At 36.9% G+C, this 15,582-nt stretch carries 9 protein-coding genes; 1 reads left to right on the forward strand and 8 read right to left on the reverse strand.

Annotated elements, in window-relative coordinates; translation table 11 throughout:
• Positions 1 to 56: 56 nt before the first annotated feature.
• The 6 genes from sprA to HAV12_RS20665 all read right to left on the reverse strand — a co-directional run bounded on the left by sprA (position 57) and on the right by HAV12_RS20665 (position 11,780).
• The gene (gene sprA / locus HAV12_RS20640) at positions 57 to 7,307 is read right to left on the reverse strand and encodes a cell surface protein SprA (protein ID WP_171571265.1); all 7,251 of its coding nucleotides are present in this window, start codon (positions 7,305 to 7,307) and stop codon (positions 57 to 59) included.
• 24 nt (positions 7,308 to 7,331) lie between these two features.
• The gene (gene ruvA / locus HAV12_RS20645) at positions 7,332 to 7,913 is read right to left on the reverse strand and encodes a Holliday junction branch migration protein RuvA (protein WP_171571266.1); all 582 of its coding nucleotides are present in this window, start codon (positions 7,911 to 7,913) and stop codon (positions 7,332 to 7,334) included.
• 66 nt (positions 7,914 to 7,979) lie between these two features.
• Positions 7,980 to 10,271, reverse strand: coding sequence for an NADP-dependent malic enzyme (locus tag HAV12_RS20650; RefSeq protein WP_171571267.1), 2,292 nt, complete (start codon positions 10,269 to 10,271; stop codon positions 7,980 to 7,982).
• A gap of 159 nt (positions 10,272 to 10,430) precedes the next feature.
• The gene (locus HAV12_RS20655) at positions 10,431 to 10,856 is read right to left on the reverse strand and encodes a CBS domain-containing protein (RefSeq protein WP_171571268.1); all 426 of its coding nucleotides are present in this window, start codon (positions 10,854 to 10,856) and stop codon (positions 10,431 to 10,433) included.
• A gap of 441 nt (positions 10,857 to 11,297) precedes the next feature.
• Positions 11,298 to 11,531 (reverse strand): helix-turn-helix domain-containing protein, encoded by a 234-nt coding sequence (locus HAV12_RS20660; protein WP_240345204.1) that lies wholly within the window; start codon positions 11,529 to 11,531, stop codon positions 11,298 to 11,300.
• A 6-nt stretch (positions 11,532 to 11,537) separates the two neighbouring features.
• A complete protein-coding gene (locus tag HAV12_RS20665) occupies positions 11,538 to 11,780 on the reverse strand; it encodes a helix-turn-helix domain-containing protein (RefSeq protein ID WP_197984820.1) in 243 nt (80 codons plus the stop codon).
• Positions 11,781 to 11,924: 144 nt separating this feature from the next.
• Here HAV12_RS20665 and HAV12_RS20670 point away from each other — a divergent pair, with 144 nt between their 5' ends.
• Entirely contained in the window at positions 11,925 to 12,254 is a 330-nt protein-coding gene (locus tag HAV12_RS20670) for a hypothetical protein (protein ID WP_171571270.1), read from the forward strand.
• Positions 12,255 to 12,613: 359 nt separating this feature from the next.
• On the opposite strand, the gene HAV12_RS20675 is transcribed toward HAV12_RS20670, so the two are convergent.
• Both HAV12_RS20675 and HAV12_RS20680 read right to left on the reverse strand, forming a co-directional pair.
• The gene (locus HAV12_RS20675; protein ID WP_171571271.1) at positions 12,614 to 14,617 is read right to left on the reverse strand and encodes an OmpA family protein; all 2,004 of its coding nucleotides are present in this window, start codon (positions 14,615 to 14,617) and stop codon (positions 12,614 to 12,616) included.
• Between the two features lie 11 nt (positions 14,618 to 14,628).
• A complete protein-coding gene (locus HAV12_RS20680; RefSeq protein ID WP_171571272.1) occupies positions 14,629 to 15,540 on the reverse strand; it encodes a type IX secretion system membrane protein PorP/SprF in 912 nt (303 codons plus the stop codon).
• Positions 15,541 to 15,582 lie beyond the last annotated feature (42 nt).

The raw sequence follows: 15,582 nt of genomic DNA on the forward strand, positions 1-15,582 counted from the left end.
TATTTAAGCCACAAATGTAATAATCTTCCAATGAAATCTCCTTTAGAAACTCAAAATTAATTTCCGAAATTATATCGAAGTGTAAATCCGGACCGAATATTAGTTAATGGAAATGAGGTTGAAATTACGGCTTTCGAGAACGAATGATCGTAATAGAATATGGCTGTTAAGTTTTTACTAAACGCATAATCCGCTGTCATTTTCAGCGACCAGATATTTTGTCCGGCAGCCAGCTGATTGTTGTCATAATCCAGATAGCGCACTAATGTTTCGTTGTTCCTTAAAGAGAAATCTGCTTTTATATTGATATCACTCTTAATAATTCCTGTCGGATTATCGGCAAGTCTTGTCGAGAAAATAACATCTTTAAAGCGGTATCCCAGCCCTATTATATATTCCATCCCTTTTACTTCTGTCAATAAATTATTGTCAAAACTCATGGATAGCGCTCTGTCTTTTTTGATTTCCGTCAGTACTCTCAAAGAACTTTTCAATTCAAAATCTACTCTGATAAGCGGACTGAACTGCTCTACCAAATTGACATTTGACATGATCGTTTTATTAAAGAAATTGCCATTTATATCCTGTCCTTCCGGTTTTTCATAATAATCAAAATTGGACCTAAACTGATTGATTGTATAGGAAGCCCTGTAATTATGCTGTAAAGAGAAACGTTTGAATTTATCTTTAAAGTATTTATAGCGCATCAGTCCATTGTACTTAATGCTCCAGTTTGGAATTGGAAAACTTCTGAAAATATCCGTTGAGGAATTTGAGGCATCTTTTCCGGAGTAAGCCGCTAAAAATGCAGGCAATAATACGGCCTGATTACTTTTTCCGAAACCTATCGGATATCCCTGATTAGAGGCATACAACTCCCTTTGTTTTTTAAACGGATCCTCATCTGCCGGATTTACTGGCGGCGCCGGAACATCATTAACATCATATCTCGGTATTGGATTCCCTGACCCGTAATGGTCTTCAGCCAGTCTGTTCGCAATTATCAGACGATTGTTTCTAAAATCATCGAATGCAGCAGATTGTGTTTCGTTACTGGTAGAAAAAGACGTTCCAATTAACATTGTTGAAATAGAGAACATTCCGTACGTGTAGCGCGACAGCGGTTTGTATTCAAGATCGTCCTGATCAACACTATATTGTTCTGAAGAATTTTCAGAATACGATCTGTCCATCGCCAGATCAATCTTGAAATCAGGAAACAAATCGACATTGGCGGTTACTTTCAGAGTCTTGTTGGTTACTTGTGTAAAGTTCTGGTTGAACTCCTGATAATCGGTCAGCCAGCCATTTTTAGCGGCTTCAAAACGCACATCATCCTGACTTCCGAAAACAAAACCTAATGTTGGTCTTGACGTTCCAAAGAAACCAACGCCCGGCGTGTATCCGGGTAATACAGTTCCGTTATTTACCGTATAATTCACCTGAATATTTTTAACACTGGTCAAAACTCCAATCAGGCCGTCATAAAAGGGTCTGCTGGCCGTAACCGGTTTTGCCGTATTTACAATTTTCTCTCCGGGTTTTGGCGGTGCTGCTGTTTTAGGTTTTGCCGGTTTTTTACCTCCCGGTGTCAAACCTAAATACTTGTACAACATGCCCATATTAAAGGTTGTCGTTAATGTATTTGAATTGGCATTCTGAATTGTATTTCCCAGATTATATTCCGTTGATGATCCATCCGGATTTTCCTCCACATATTGAGAAAAAGCTGTTGATGAACGCTGCCAGCTGTAATCTGCCGTATAAGAATAATTTGCTTTCACAAAACTTAAAACCGGAATTTTATTGATCGGAATATCATAATTCAATATCAATTGCTGCACGTGCTGATTCGGTGTTCCGATATCCCAGTAATCATCCCAGATATTAAAATCTTCTTTTGGTGAGTTATCGTCGTTTAGAAAGTTTCTAACAATATTATTGGAGGCCGCCGTGTAATTCAGCTTTAATGATTTTGTCAGGTTATAACCAAAACCATACTGATAATTGAACGCAAAATTTCTTCTGTAAAGCGGATCAATTTCGATTCCTGCAACATCTACATCCCTAAATTGCTGACGATTACTTTGTCTTATGATATTCGTATTAAAGGTCACGTTAGACGGCAGATAATTGACATTGAAATCACTTAATATTTTCCAATATTCACTTTTTTTCATGAATTGGGTTTTCTTAAACGGAACTACTTCTTTAGGCTGAAAAGTATAGGCATAATTTACTGCTGTATTCGATTGTTCGTCGTTATAATCAGCCACTTCATAATCGTGACGTTCTACCTGATTGTAGGATTGTGAAAAGGTGAAATTTTCAACATCATATACATGTTGTTTTTGCTCGGGAGCCCTGTCTTTTCTTACTCCGATAAAGTTGATGCTTTTTCGTTTTGTATAATCAACGGCACGGGTTCTGATATTCTCTTTCTCATTCTCATCAGTCGTTTCTCTCAGCAGCTGTTCTAATTTTATATCCTGATTAAAAGGATCATATTCAGGTGTAATTACTTCTTCTCCAATCGCATAATTAAATGGCAGATTGATTCCCCATTTCGGAGGTAATAATTTCCCTAAATTCCAATTGGTTACAATATTATATTGCTGAATGTCTTCTCTGTCTCTTTCGTTTGCACCTTCTTCAAGTGATCCGAAACCAATTGTACTTTTACGTCCCGTTGCAGAAATGGTTGCAAAATCAGCCATATTGGTATCAACGCTCAGTATTGCGGCCATTCCGCCTTTATTCTCTAAATCGGCCATACGAAGTTCGTTAAACCAGACTTCACCTTTAACATCCCGACGCTCTTCCCTGCTTTTTACTCCAATCATCAGGGTTCGCACCAAACCAAAATTAGGATTTCCTTTTATCCCTAATCTCAATCTGCTGTCTCCATCACCTCCTTCTGCTGATGCATCATCATCCGGGTAATACACACCATTAATATCTCTTTTATCAGAATTAATATCAAGAGGCATGGCTTTAATTTTCATTTTGGTTAACAAGTCAAGTGCCAGATCAATATCATTTTCTTCCGGCCAGACCTTCTCAGCGCTTACCCTGCCTGAGCCTTCCGGTCTGGTTACTTTTAAAGGAATTTCGATCTGATAATAGTTTTGTGTAAAGTCATTTCCAAAACGAATAAATGCTGCCATTTCATCATCCTGCAATTCAGTCTCATTCGGCAATGATTCTGCGTGCAAAAACATTTTCAGTTTTTTGTACTGACGCATATCAACACTTACATTTTTAAAAACAGCTCTTGAATCCTTATATTCCAATCCGCCACCGGAAACTCGTAAAGCCAATGATTGTTCGTTCTGATTGATCACCGTATTATTATTGTACAATTGTTCTCTTTGTACACCGGGAGGGGCTACATAATTTACAGGTAATTTTGTATCATTCTCCTGAACATTGACGGCCAGCACATCAAAATCTGTGTTGTCATTCGTAAGATCCGTATCATTTGCATCAAGTGTTCCTGTATATCTTCTCCACTCGCCTCTTACCAAATCCAATGCTCCAAAACGTACGGTCATCTGTTCATTAAAACCAGTCATGAACATACGCATGAATCTTATCGATCTGAAATCTGTAATATTCCCAATCGTATTTTGAGGTTGGGAAACCGGGATTTTAAACTGGATCCATCTGGCAGTTGTTGTACTTCCGTTTGGCAATTCAATATTACTCACGTCACGAATATCTGTAATGTAGTTTTGACCTATAGCCATTCCGGGTTTGATATCAATGCTATATTCATAATACGCATTGATTGTATTCATCGTGTTATCCCGATTGATATCTTCTACATCCGGTAAAGTAGTCGCACCCCTATTCGGGTCGTCTATACTAACGGCAGAGTTACCATCAACACCATTATATCTTTTATAGCGCTCCTGTACGCCTCCTTCTGTATTTAAGTAATATTTATAGTTGTCTGCTGCAGGATCTTCTTCTCCGGCGTAATTATTATAAATCGCACCTTCACTGGCATCCGGCAAACCATCCAAACCAACATCCTGATTTTTACGATTATCCGCATTGGTATCGAATGCATAAATCAACGATTGCGAAGCCGGAACGTCTCCCCAAAGCGGTTGCGGATTGACCTTTACCTGATCCGGACCTAATCCGTTTTCGTATTGTTTTCTTCCGTCTTTTAAGACATCTTCGGAAACTTCACCTAGGTTAAAGTAGATTTTTCCCGTGTTATTTTGTTGTGCCTGACCCGCACCCACATAAGGATCCAGTACCCAGAATTGTACATACTCTACATTGCCCTGCTCAAAATTGGTTGAATTTAGAGATCGCATTATACCTCCAAAATTGGACGTTGCCGGCTCTGTATTAAAATTTTGATTATTATTATAAGGTCCTCTTTCAGATGGGTAATAACTTAAATCAAGTGTGTTAATAACCTGAATCTGACCCTGCGCAATATCGGTATTGGGGTACAGTTCTTTACTGTAAACCCTTCTTGTGGTATTTAAAGATAAATCATCATTTGAAATTCCGGACGGTTTTGAAGAAAAGAAAACCGGATCTATGGTGTACCATGCCAGTTTTGCCCTTTTATGTCCATAACTTAGTGTATTGGAATTCGCATTAAACGTAGCGTCGTTTATCGAATTTATAAATGGTGTTGAGGCTAAACTCCACGCATAAGCAGAACGCATATCGATTGTAGATTGCGAGCCTTCAAAATCATCCACATAAATGGTTGCTTCTCCTTCAAAATCACTTGCTTTTGGAGCATCTGGTTTTAAAAAAGCAACTTCACCGCGTATCGAAAGATTAGAAGGAACGTCTGTATCGATATTCGGCAGTTTGTTTGCCAATCGGGTCAAAAAAGGAACTTCGGTTGCATAGTTTCCGTTAAAACCGAAAATCGTATTGTTTACGGATTCCTGACCATAACTTGATTTTTGGGTAAAAGGCCTTTCTGTCATTTTCAGGAAAGTCCCGCCCACAACAAAATTATCAGAGATTTTATGTTCTACATTCAACCCCATAAATCTTCGGGTTTGCTGTCCGAAAATGGAATTGTTTTCTAAAGAAACTTCAATTGGCGTATTGGATGCCTGAAGCGAAGGATCCAGAATCTGAACTCTTCCTAATTGATAATCGACACTATAGTCAATTCCTTCTACCAGCACCCTTCCGGCTGCCGTTACTACAACAGATCCCTGCGGAACATTAAAGGCGCCAATGGGTATACCGTTATTTCCTGAAGATTTGTATTTTCCGCGTAATAAGAACTTATTTTTATCACTATCCTGCAAAGCGCCGGACTGTGTACTTTTATACATGTTTCTAAACACGTATTTCTGCTGATTTACGTTGTAGGTAGTCGTGTTATTATAATCTTCTACACCACCCGTTTGTAATTTCTTAAACAAAAGCTCTCCAAAAGGTTCTTTGGTTGTAAAAATAATTCGTCCGTTTTGGGCATCAACGGTTATACCGGGAATATAATCGAAGAATCCATCACCACCCTTTTGCGGATCATTGTTGTAATTTAACTGGTCTAAGTTAAACACATTCAATAATGGTGTTTTTGTAATATAATAATTATTCGGATCAGGATTAGCAGGATTATCATCCGGAAAATTACTTCCGGGAACAGCAGTAATATAATTGATTGGAGACGGATCTGTATAAAGAATATTCAGTCTGAAGTCATCCGGTTTTATCTGGTAAGCCTGAGGAATCTGATACACGTTTTTCATCATCAAATCCCAAACCGGATTGTTTACGTTTGTCAAACTGCTTTTCAGCATTTTCAAAATTAAACTTTGCGTGATAATAGTCTGATTCGAAGTGTTATTACCATTTACTACCGTTCCGTCAACACCATCACTACCAAACTCTCCTACCTGGTATATTTTATCTCCAACCGTGTATTCGAAAGCTACTGCTAAAATTTCATCGTTTGCCAAACGCTGTTGCAGGGAAATATATCCTAATTGCGGATTAAATGTATATTCGTTGCTGGTTAATTTTCGGGCGTTTTCAAGTACAGAATAATCGGTTCCTTCACTGGCTGTTACAGAAGTAAATCCGTTTTTTGCCGTTACGATTTCTCTAATATTTTGATTCAGAAAACCACCGGTACCTATTGTTGCCGGATCGTATTTGTTATTCTTATTATCAGTCGGTGAATCGATGCCTGCAACAAAAAAACCTGTAGTAGGATTTATAACCACGACTTCATTATCAGGAATTCCGGTAATTTGGGCTTCCCCTAAATCCTGAAGTGCAATAATGTTTCTTAAGTTATTACCGGTTGTGCTTACCCGGTTCTGTTTGTTCGTTACCCAAACTTCCAGTCTTGTAATCTGAACACGACTGTCTATAAAAGGATATTTCCTTAACGAAGCATCGTATTTGTTTCTGAAGTATTGCGAAAGGAAGAAATGTCGGTCATTATCATAGTCTAAAGCATACAGGTCAAAATTCTGAACGGTACCGCCACCTTCTGCAACTATACTTTTGGTCTGAGACTTCTGTTCTGAAAAAACTCCGGTAATAGTCGTCTTTCCAAATTGCAATTGGGTTTTTACCCCAAATAAACTTTGAGCCCCTCTGATTAAGGTACTGTTAAGCGGCATACTGACATTACCCACCTCTACTTTCTGAATGATATCATCTTCAGAAGGGGTGTAGGCCAGTTTAAATAAATTCTGAAAAGCAAACGTTGACTGGGTATCATAATTGGCATTTACCTCTAACCGGGTACCCACTTTCCCCATCAGACTCATACTGATTCGCTGATCAAAATCAAAAGTCAGATTAGATCGGTTTCTGGGAGAGAAAGACGGATTGTCCTGCTTGGTATAACGAATTCCTAAATCCATTTCAACAGATCCTGTGGGCTTTACGTCAATGGTATTGCTTCCAAAGATACTTTCGAAAAGACTTGAATTAATATAATACCTCGGGAGCAAATCTTTTTTGGCGGCTTCACTTCCTAATTTTTTACCGTCAATTGCATCTGATTTTTTTCTGAAATAATCTCTTCTGGATTCTTTCAGCACTAAAGCTTCATATTCTTTAGGTGTTAAAACAATAGGATAATCGATAGAAAAACCATCTACCGACTTCGTATAAATATACCGGTCTGTAACAGGATCGTATTTATAAGCCGAAAGTATACTGGGTGGGTTTTCCAACTCTAGTGCCCCTAAGGAATACTGAGTTTTTGTTGTATCTTGAACTGCTGGATTTACTTGCGCCCGCAAAACATTACCGCAAAATAAAACCAGTAAAAAAATACAAATTTTACGCATACAATTCGTTTATATAAATTGAGTTTATAAGCTTTTTAATGCTTTTTTAATGATCGTTTCGACAGTTGCCTCCGGATCTTCTTTTACGATTTTTTCGACTACTTTTTCTGACGTTTTACGAACAAAACCTAAAACCTCCAAAGCAGATAACGCTTCATCTCGGTTTGTATTGTTCTGAACTACTGAAACTTCATCTAAATCGTATAACTTTAACACTTTTTCTTTTAAATCAAGTATAACTCTCTGTGCTGTTTTGTTTCCTATTCCTTTTATAGACTGAATAGCGACTACATCTCCAGAGGCAATGGCGTTTATAATTTGTCTTGGTTCTATAGACGATAACATTGTTCTCGCAATGTTGGCTCCTATGCCGGAAACCGACAGAAGCATTCTGAATATTTCTCTTTCTGATTTTTCTACAAAACCAAATAAAGTATGCGCATCTTCTTTAATTAGAAGATGCGTATACAATTTTATAAAATCTGTTTTGGGAAGTAACGAAAAGGTGTGCAGGGATATATTGATATGGTAACCCACTCCCCCGCAATCAATTACAACTTCTGTGGGGTTTTTTTCTACTAATTTCCCCTGCAAATGTGCTATCATAGTATAATTTGTTACCGTCAAATATAATAAAAATAAGACAATATTGTCCCTTCCTTATTTTATATACTATTTAGCTAATTTATTTTTTTTACTTTCTTTTTCCTGAGCATCAATAACCGCAATAGCAGCCATATTAACCATCTCTTCAACACTTGCTCCTAATTGGAAAATGTGGACCGGTTTACCCATTCCCATCATAATCGGACCAATTGAATTTACTTTGTACAATTCTTTTAATAATTTATACGTAATATTCGCTGATTCTAAGTTTGGAAAAATCAGGGTATTTACCTTTTTACCGGCTAATTTAGAGAATGGAAATTTCTCTGCAAGCATCTCCTGGTTCAGGGCAAAATCGGCCTGGATTTCTCCATCGACAATTAGATCGGGATGATTTTTATGCAAATACGCTACTGCTTCTCTTACTTTTGAAGCTCCAGGACTTGTAGAAGAACCGAAATTTGAGAATGAAACCATTGCGATAACAGGCTCAACACCAAACATTTTGGCTGTTTTTGCCGTCATAATTGCGATATTAACCAAATCTTCTGCAGACGGATTAATATTGATTGCTGTATCGGATAAAAACATTGGCCCACGGGAAGTCAGCATCATGTTTGCTGTTGCAACCAGTGAAGCTCCGTACGCTTTTTCAATTAATTGTAACATTGGTTTTACCACACTTGGGTAACTTCTGGTATGACCTGTAACCAAAGCATCTGCTTCACCTTCGTTTACCATCATTGCGGCAAAGTAGTTTCTTTCGCGCATGAATTTTTGCGCATCAAGCAGCGAAACACCTCTTCTGTCTCTGGTTTCCCAGTACGAAGTGGCAAATCTGTTTCTTCTTCCTTCTTCTTCGTTTGTTTTAGGATCAATAATTTCCAGTTCAGCATCAAAGCCCAATTCGGCTTTCAGCTCTAAGATGACATCTTTATTTCCTAATAAAATTGGAAAACCAATTCCGTCCTCATAAACAATCTGAGCTGCTTTTAAGACATTCAACTGATCTGCCTCTGCAAAAACAATTCGTTTTGGATCCATTTTCGCACGGTTAGTCATCAGACGAACCATTTTATTATCGTTCCCCATACGTTCGCGAAGCACATCTTCATAGGCTGCCCAGTCTGTAATAGGATTTTTGGCCACTCCAGATTCCATTGCTGCTTTTGCAACCGCTGGTGCTACAATCGTAATCAACCTTGGATCGAATGGTTTTGGAATGATATAATCTCTTCCGAAACCTAATTTTGTTGCTCCGTAAGCTACATTTACCTGCTCCGGAACGGGTTCTTTTGCTAAAATAGCCAATGCTTTTACAGCAGCCATTTTCATCGCTTCGTTGATTTTTGTAGCTCTTACGTCTAATGCTCCCCTAAAAATATAAGGAAAACCTAAAACGTTATTTACCTGGTTAGGAAAGTCAGAACGGCCTGTAGCCATAATAACATCTTTACGGGTTTCTGTAGCTAAATTATAATCGATTTCCGGATTTGGATTTGCCATCGCAAAAACAATCGGATTGTCATTCATACTTAGTAACATTTCCGGCAAAAGAATATCTCCTGACGATAATCCGATGAAAACATCAGCTCCTTTTATGGCTTCTGATAATTCAATCTTAGCACCGTCTACCGCATATTTCAATTGCAGTTCTGATAGTGAAGGATTGTCTTTCGTTAAAAGTCCTTTACTGTTAAACATTTTAATATTCTCTACTTTTACGCCCAGTAAAACATATAAGTCCGTACATGCGATTGCAGCCGAACCTGCACCGGAAACTACCACTTTAACATCTTCCGGTTTTTTTCCTGCCAGTTCTAATGCGTTGATTAAAGCTGCCGAAGAAATAATGGCCGTACCATGCTGATCATCGTGCATTACCGGAATATCTAATTCTTCTACCAGTCTTCTTTCGATTTCAAAAGATTCAGGCGCTTTAATATCTTCCAGATTGATTCCTCCAAAAGTCGGGGCAATATTTTTTACCGTCTGGATAAATTCTTCAATATCCTTCGTTCCGATTTCGATATCAAAAACATCAATATCAGAGAATATTTTAAACAACAAACCTTTTCCTTCCATTACGGGTTTTGAAGCTTCAGGACCAATATCTCCAAGTCCTAAAACAGCTGTACCGTTTGAAATTACAGCAACCAGGTTTCCTTTTGCTGTATATTTATATACGTCGTCAATATTTTTTGCAATTTCTAAACATGGCTCTGCAACTCCCGGAGAGTATGCCAAAGATAAGTCTCTTTGTGTTGCATATTTCTTTGTTGGAACTACCTGAATTTTTCCCGGAGTAGGCTTTGAATGGTATAATAATGCCTCTTCTCTTTTACTGTCTTTACTCATTGTTTTTAGCTTTTATTCTAGCTTACAAAGATATAAGTCTTCACTTAAAATGGCATGTTTTTGTTGCTTTCTTTTGTTAAAATAACAAGGACAGCCCTCAAAAAAAAATAGTCCGGCAGAATCCGGACTATTTTTTAAGGCTTATTTTTTGAATTTTACTTACTGTGAAATATAAGAATTGAGATGATGAATGGTATCTTTTTGAATTTCGATAATGGCCTTCACCACATCACTTATGGAGATGATTCCAACGACGATTCCGTTTTCTAAAACCGGTAAATGTCGGATACGTTTGGTGCTCATGAGTTCCATGCAGTCTTCGATATTATTGGAAAGTTTTACCGAGAAAACCGTGCTTTCCATAATTTCATGTACAAATGTTTCTTTTGAAGATTTGTCTTTCAGAACAATTTTTCGGGCATAATCTCTTTCGGATAATATTCCTTTTAAATCGGATCCGTCTATAACCAGAATTGCTCCTATGTTTTTTTCTCCCATTACTTTCAGTGCTTGATAAACCGTTGTGGTGGAGCGTACCGAATAAACATTTTTCCCTTTTGCGTTTAGTATTTGATCTACAGTCATATCTGAAAAATTTTAGTTCTATAAAGTTAAAAAAAATTGCATACACACGACAACGAAATCGATTTTTTAAAACTTAACATATTCATTTTAAATATAATACATTAAATTTCAAGTTTTAAAAATTATACCATAATGAAAGAAAACTTTTATAAAGCTTTTTTGTGAAAAATTAAGTTTTTTAACTTTAGATTCGTCTTATTGCTGCATTTTTTTTTACTGCAAGAAAATCCAACCCAATTTGTCATTTCGACGAAGGAGAAATCTTCGCGACAAAATTCTACAAAGCTTGGAAATACTTTGTAGAGTTACTTGTGAAGATTTCTCCTTCGTCGAAATGACAAACTAGACGAATGTAAGGCGAAGAATGGGTTCAGGCTATAACTAAAAAAGACCTTTCTAAAATTTAGAAAAGTCTTTTTGGGTAAGTGTATGTTATGAGATTTATTTAAAATCAAGTAATTCTCCTATTGATATTTCTAAACCTTTACATAATACAAGAAGATAAAGATAAGTAGGATTGAACTCACCTGCTTCAACTTTATTGATCGATTGTTGGTCTTTAAGTATCAATAATCCCAATTTAGCTTGTGACAACCCTTTGGAATTCCTCAGCTCTTTAATACGAGCACCTAACCGCTTTAATTCTTCTGACTTATCCACTTGTTTTAATTTCAAAATAAGCTAGTGATTTTCAGAAAATATTTTACTTAATAATATACTTGGATTTATTTTCAATGCATCAGCTATTGTAAAAAGTAAACTAATTGTAATATTTTGTTTTCCTTTTTCAATTCGCTGAATAGTTCGTACATCAACATTACATAATGTTGATAACTGTGCTTGTGTAATTTTTTCTTTTATTCTGAGTTCCCTGATCAGCAAACCTAATCTGACAATCTCTGACTCATATCTATTTTTTTCCACAAACCAAATCTATTAAACTGTGGAAAAAAACAACACGACATATATGACGTGTTAAGAATATAATACTATATTTGTAATACTAAACCTTCAAATAATTAATAATATAAAAACAAAAAATTAATTATAATCTATAAAAAAACTATCATGGAAAAAAATGAAATTAAAAAATTAGAAAATCTTAAAAAATTAATTGCTCCGTATTTCAACCCTCAAAAACCGTATGCTGATAAGACAAGAAGTTATTATACTGCTCAAATTAAGTTATCGAATTATTACGAGCTTGGCTCTACCATCACCAATATGCTAAAAATGTGCATTTTGGCATTGGAACAACAAGAGCATAAAATTTCGGAGACAGACCAATACTCTTCTATTAATGTGATGCTGATTTTAGAAATGGTGTTGGAAATGTTTCCTTTGGATGAATTTGAGGTATTCGATGAAATTAATAAAATGTGCCTTGCAGATTCTTAAAACACTCCTTAATAAATATTGAAAAAGTTTTATTCTATTGCCGCACTATTCCTCTTTTTCAGCATTTGTGTCATTTCGACCGAAGGGAGAAATCACACACGTAATTCGACAAAGATTTTTGACTTTTGTTACGGAGTTTCTGGTGTGATTTCTCCTTCGTCGAAATGACAAGCAGGGCGAATTTAACTTATAAACACTTTGTAGATTTTTGACTTTTGTTACGGAGTTTCTGGTGTGATTTCTCCCTTCGGTCGAAATGACAAACTAGACGAACTAAACGCGCGGAATGCATTCAGGCTATAACTAAAAAATCCCTTTTCTAAAATTTAGAAAAGGGATTTAAATAAATAAAAATGAAATTATAAATTCGTAATAATAAATTCGCTTCGTCTGTTTTGCTGATGCTGCTTTTCGGTACATTTTACACCGTCGGCACATTTGTTGACCAATTGCGTTTCCCCGAATCCTTTTGGAGCCAGTCGGCTGTCGTCAATTCCTTTCTGAATGAGCCAGTCTTTGGTCGATTGTGCTCTTTTTTCGGAAAGGATCATATTATTCGAAGCCGATTGTCGGCTGTCGGTATGCGAACGAATATCGAGCTTTATGGTCGGATATTGTTTCAGCACATCTACCAGTTTCTGCAACTGCGGTTCTGATGTTTTTTTGATCGTGGCTTTTCCTAAATCGAAAAAGTTCATCGGGATATTCAGTAATTTTGCCAAATCTGTTCCAACCGCGATAGGCTTGAGTGTTACGGCATTGATCTTGATTTTTTTAACTTCGATCGTTTTGGCAACTATAGGTTTGGCTTTCTTTTCCAGCGCAATCATAAAGATGGTTTTTCCGGATGCTTTTTTTATGCTTATCGGAGCTTCCTTGATCTCATAATCGGTTTTGGATGTTTTGATAAAATACTTTTTACCGCATTTTACATTCGGAAAAACATAATTTCCATTCTGATCCGAAACCGCTTCCAGAGAATTCTGACGCGTTTCATCGAACAAAATCAAAGCTACTCCCGGAAGATTTTCTTTCGTTTCGGCATCTGTAATCGTACCTGATAATTCCTGCTCACAGATCAGTTTTCGAATTTCGGTAAAGCGATACACATCATCCAATCCGTGACCGCCTTCTCTGTTGGAGGAAAAAAATCCGTTTCTGTTTTTACTGTTTATGACAAAAGCAAAATCGTCCTGCCTACTGTTTATGGGTTCTCCAACGTTTTGAACTTCTTCGAAAGTCCCTTCTTTATTTATTCTGGAAACAAACACATCCAGTCCTCCAAGACCCGGACGGCCGTCGCTGGCAAAATAAAGTTCATTATCAGCCGAGACAAACGGAAATGTTTCTCTTCCTTCGGTGTTGATTTCCGAACCTAAATTTTCGGGCTTGCCAAAAGTTCCGTTGGCCAGAATACTTACCTTAAATAAATCCGACTGACCGAGAGTTCCCGGCATATCTGATGTAAAATACAATGTTTTTTCATCAACACTTAGTGCGGGATGCGCCACACTATATTGATCGCTATTAAAAGGAAGTTCTTCAACATTGATCCACTCTTCATTGACAAGAGAGGCTTTGTAAAGTTTTAAAAAGGAAACTTTGTTTTCGTTTTCTCTTCTTTTTCCGTTTACAGAATTATTTCGGGTGAAATACATGGTTCTTCCGTCTTTTGTAAAAACGGGAGTGGACTGATTTAAATTGGTACTTAAATTCTTTTTGTGAAAAAACATGGTTTCTCCAATACTGCCGTCAGGCATCATTTCTACTGCGTATAAAGTCGAAATTGATTTATTCGTCCACTTAAAACTTTTCTTTACGATCGAACCGGTATCTCTGGCGGAGGTAAAGACTAATTTATCATTTAAAACCGTGCTTCCGTAATCAGAATCTTTCGAATTAATTCCGGCATCGGCAATTTCAAAACGGCCTGAATTGGTTTTAATATCTTCTAAATAATTTCTGTTTCTGCTAAATAAAATCGCTCTCTGATCCAAAGGCATTCTCTGGCTGAATTTTTCTAAAACCTGATCTGATTTGGTATAATTTCCGTCTGATTTTAAACATTGGGAATATCGGAAGATATAATCTGCTTCCTGGTTATCGTTCAATAGAAATAACTCGTCGTAATATTGTAAAGCTTGTTGTAAATCTCCGATAAAATAATACGAATTGGCAAGTCTTTGCAATATCTTCTCCTCTTTATAGCCTTTTTTAATTAACTTTTCATACGCTTTTACGGCATCAGCGTAAGCATAACTGTCATACTTTTTGTCAGCCTTTTTTATACTGGCAGTCTGAGCAATTGCATGGAATGAAAAGCAGAAAAACAAAAAGAAATAAAGTACGTTTTTAATTTTCATATTTAAATCAATTAAAAGAATCTTGGTGAGGTAATTTTATTGTAATTATTAAAAAAGTCAAAACGAAGAAAAATCTCATGCGATCCGGAATTGTATTTTCTCAACTGGGTAGTTTCATGATCGTACCCATATCCTATATACATGCCTTTCGTCACCTGAAAACCGGCCATTGCACTTACCGATGCACTCCAGCGATAGGCAACGCCAACCACAAACTTATCATTAAACATAAAATTACCCGAAACATCTACCTGCAGCGGGGCTCCTTCTACCATTTTTGCCAATATTGCCGGTTTAAATTTGATATATTCCAGACGATCTAAATTAAACACATAACCAGCCATCAGGTAGTAGTTTATTTTCTCTTTAAAAATAGCGGTATCATTATCGTCATAACGATTGGTTTCTAAAAAATTCGGGACGGACAATCCTACATACATTTTATCGGAATGCCAATAGATTCCTGCTCCGACGTTTGGCGTAATTTTGTTGCTTAAATCCTGAAATTGCGGATCGTTCTGATCTTCAAAACTTAATTTGCTTACGTCCAGATTGAAAAGATTTGCGGTTCCTTTTATTCCGAAAGAAAGCTTAAACGATTCGGAAGTCGGAATACTATAAGACAAATCGGCCGATAGCGTATTTTCATTCGTAGGTCCGATTTTATCGTTTACTAAAGAAACTCCCAAACCCAATTTACTGTTATTTAGAGGCGTGTTTATCGAAAACGTACTGGTTTCGGGCGCTCCGTCCAGACCCACCCACTGTGTACGATACAACCCAAAAACGCTTAATACACCACGAGAACCCGCATAAGCCGGATTGATTTCAATCGTATTGTACATGTATTGCGTAAATTGAGAATCCTGCTGTGCCGAACACACCACCGAGATAAACATAAAAACCAAAATTAACTTTTTCATTTAGTAAGCTTTAAAAACGGTTCAATTATGCACCAAACCGTT

Origin of the sequence: Flavobacterium sp. CLA17 (assembly GCF_013112255.2) — a bacterium.
Taxonomy (GTDB): domain Bacteria; phylum Bacteroidota; class Bacteroidia; order Flavobacteriales; family Flavobacteriaceae; genus Flavobacterium; species Flavobacterium circumlabens.

What these genes read in the sequence shown, in the direction of transcription:
- sprA (WP_171571265.1), bottom strand. Translation starts at nt 7,307, where the DNA reads ATGCGTAAAATTTGTATTTTTTTACTGGTTTTATTTTGCGGTAATGTT.
- ruvA (WP_171571266.1), bottom strand. Translation starts at nt 7,913, where the DNA reads ATGATAGCACATTTGCAGGGGAAATTAGTAGAAAAAAACCCCACAGAA.
- HAV12_RS20650 (WP_171571267.1), bottom strand. Translation starts at nt 10,271, where the DNA reads ATGAGTAAAGACAGTAAAAGAGAAGAGGCATTATTATACCATTCAAAG.
- HAV12_RS20655 (WP_171571268.1), bottom strand. Translation starts at nt 10,856, where the DNA reads ATGACTGTAGATCAAATACTAAACGCAAAAGGGAAAAATGTTTATTCG.
- HAV12_RS20670 (WP_171571270.1), top strand. Translation starts at nt 11,925, where the DNA reads ATGGAAAAAAATGAAATTAAAAAATTAGAAAATCTTAAAAAATTAATT.
- HAV12_RS20675 (WP_171571271.1), bottom strand. Translation starts at nt 14,617, where the DNA reads ATGAAAATTAAAAACGTACTTTATTTCTTTTTGTTTTTCTGCTTTTCA.
- HAV12_RS20680 (WP_171571272.1), bottom strand. Translation starts at nt 15,540, where the DNA reads ATGAAAAAGTTAATTTTGGTTTTTATGTTTATCTCGGTGGTGTGTTCG.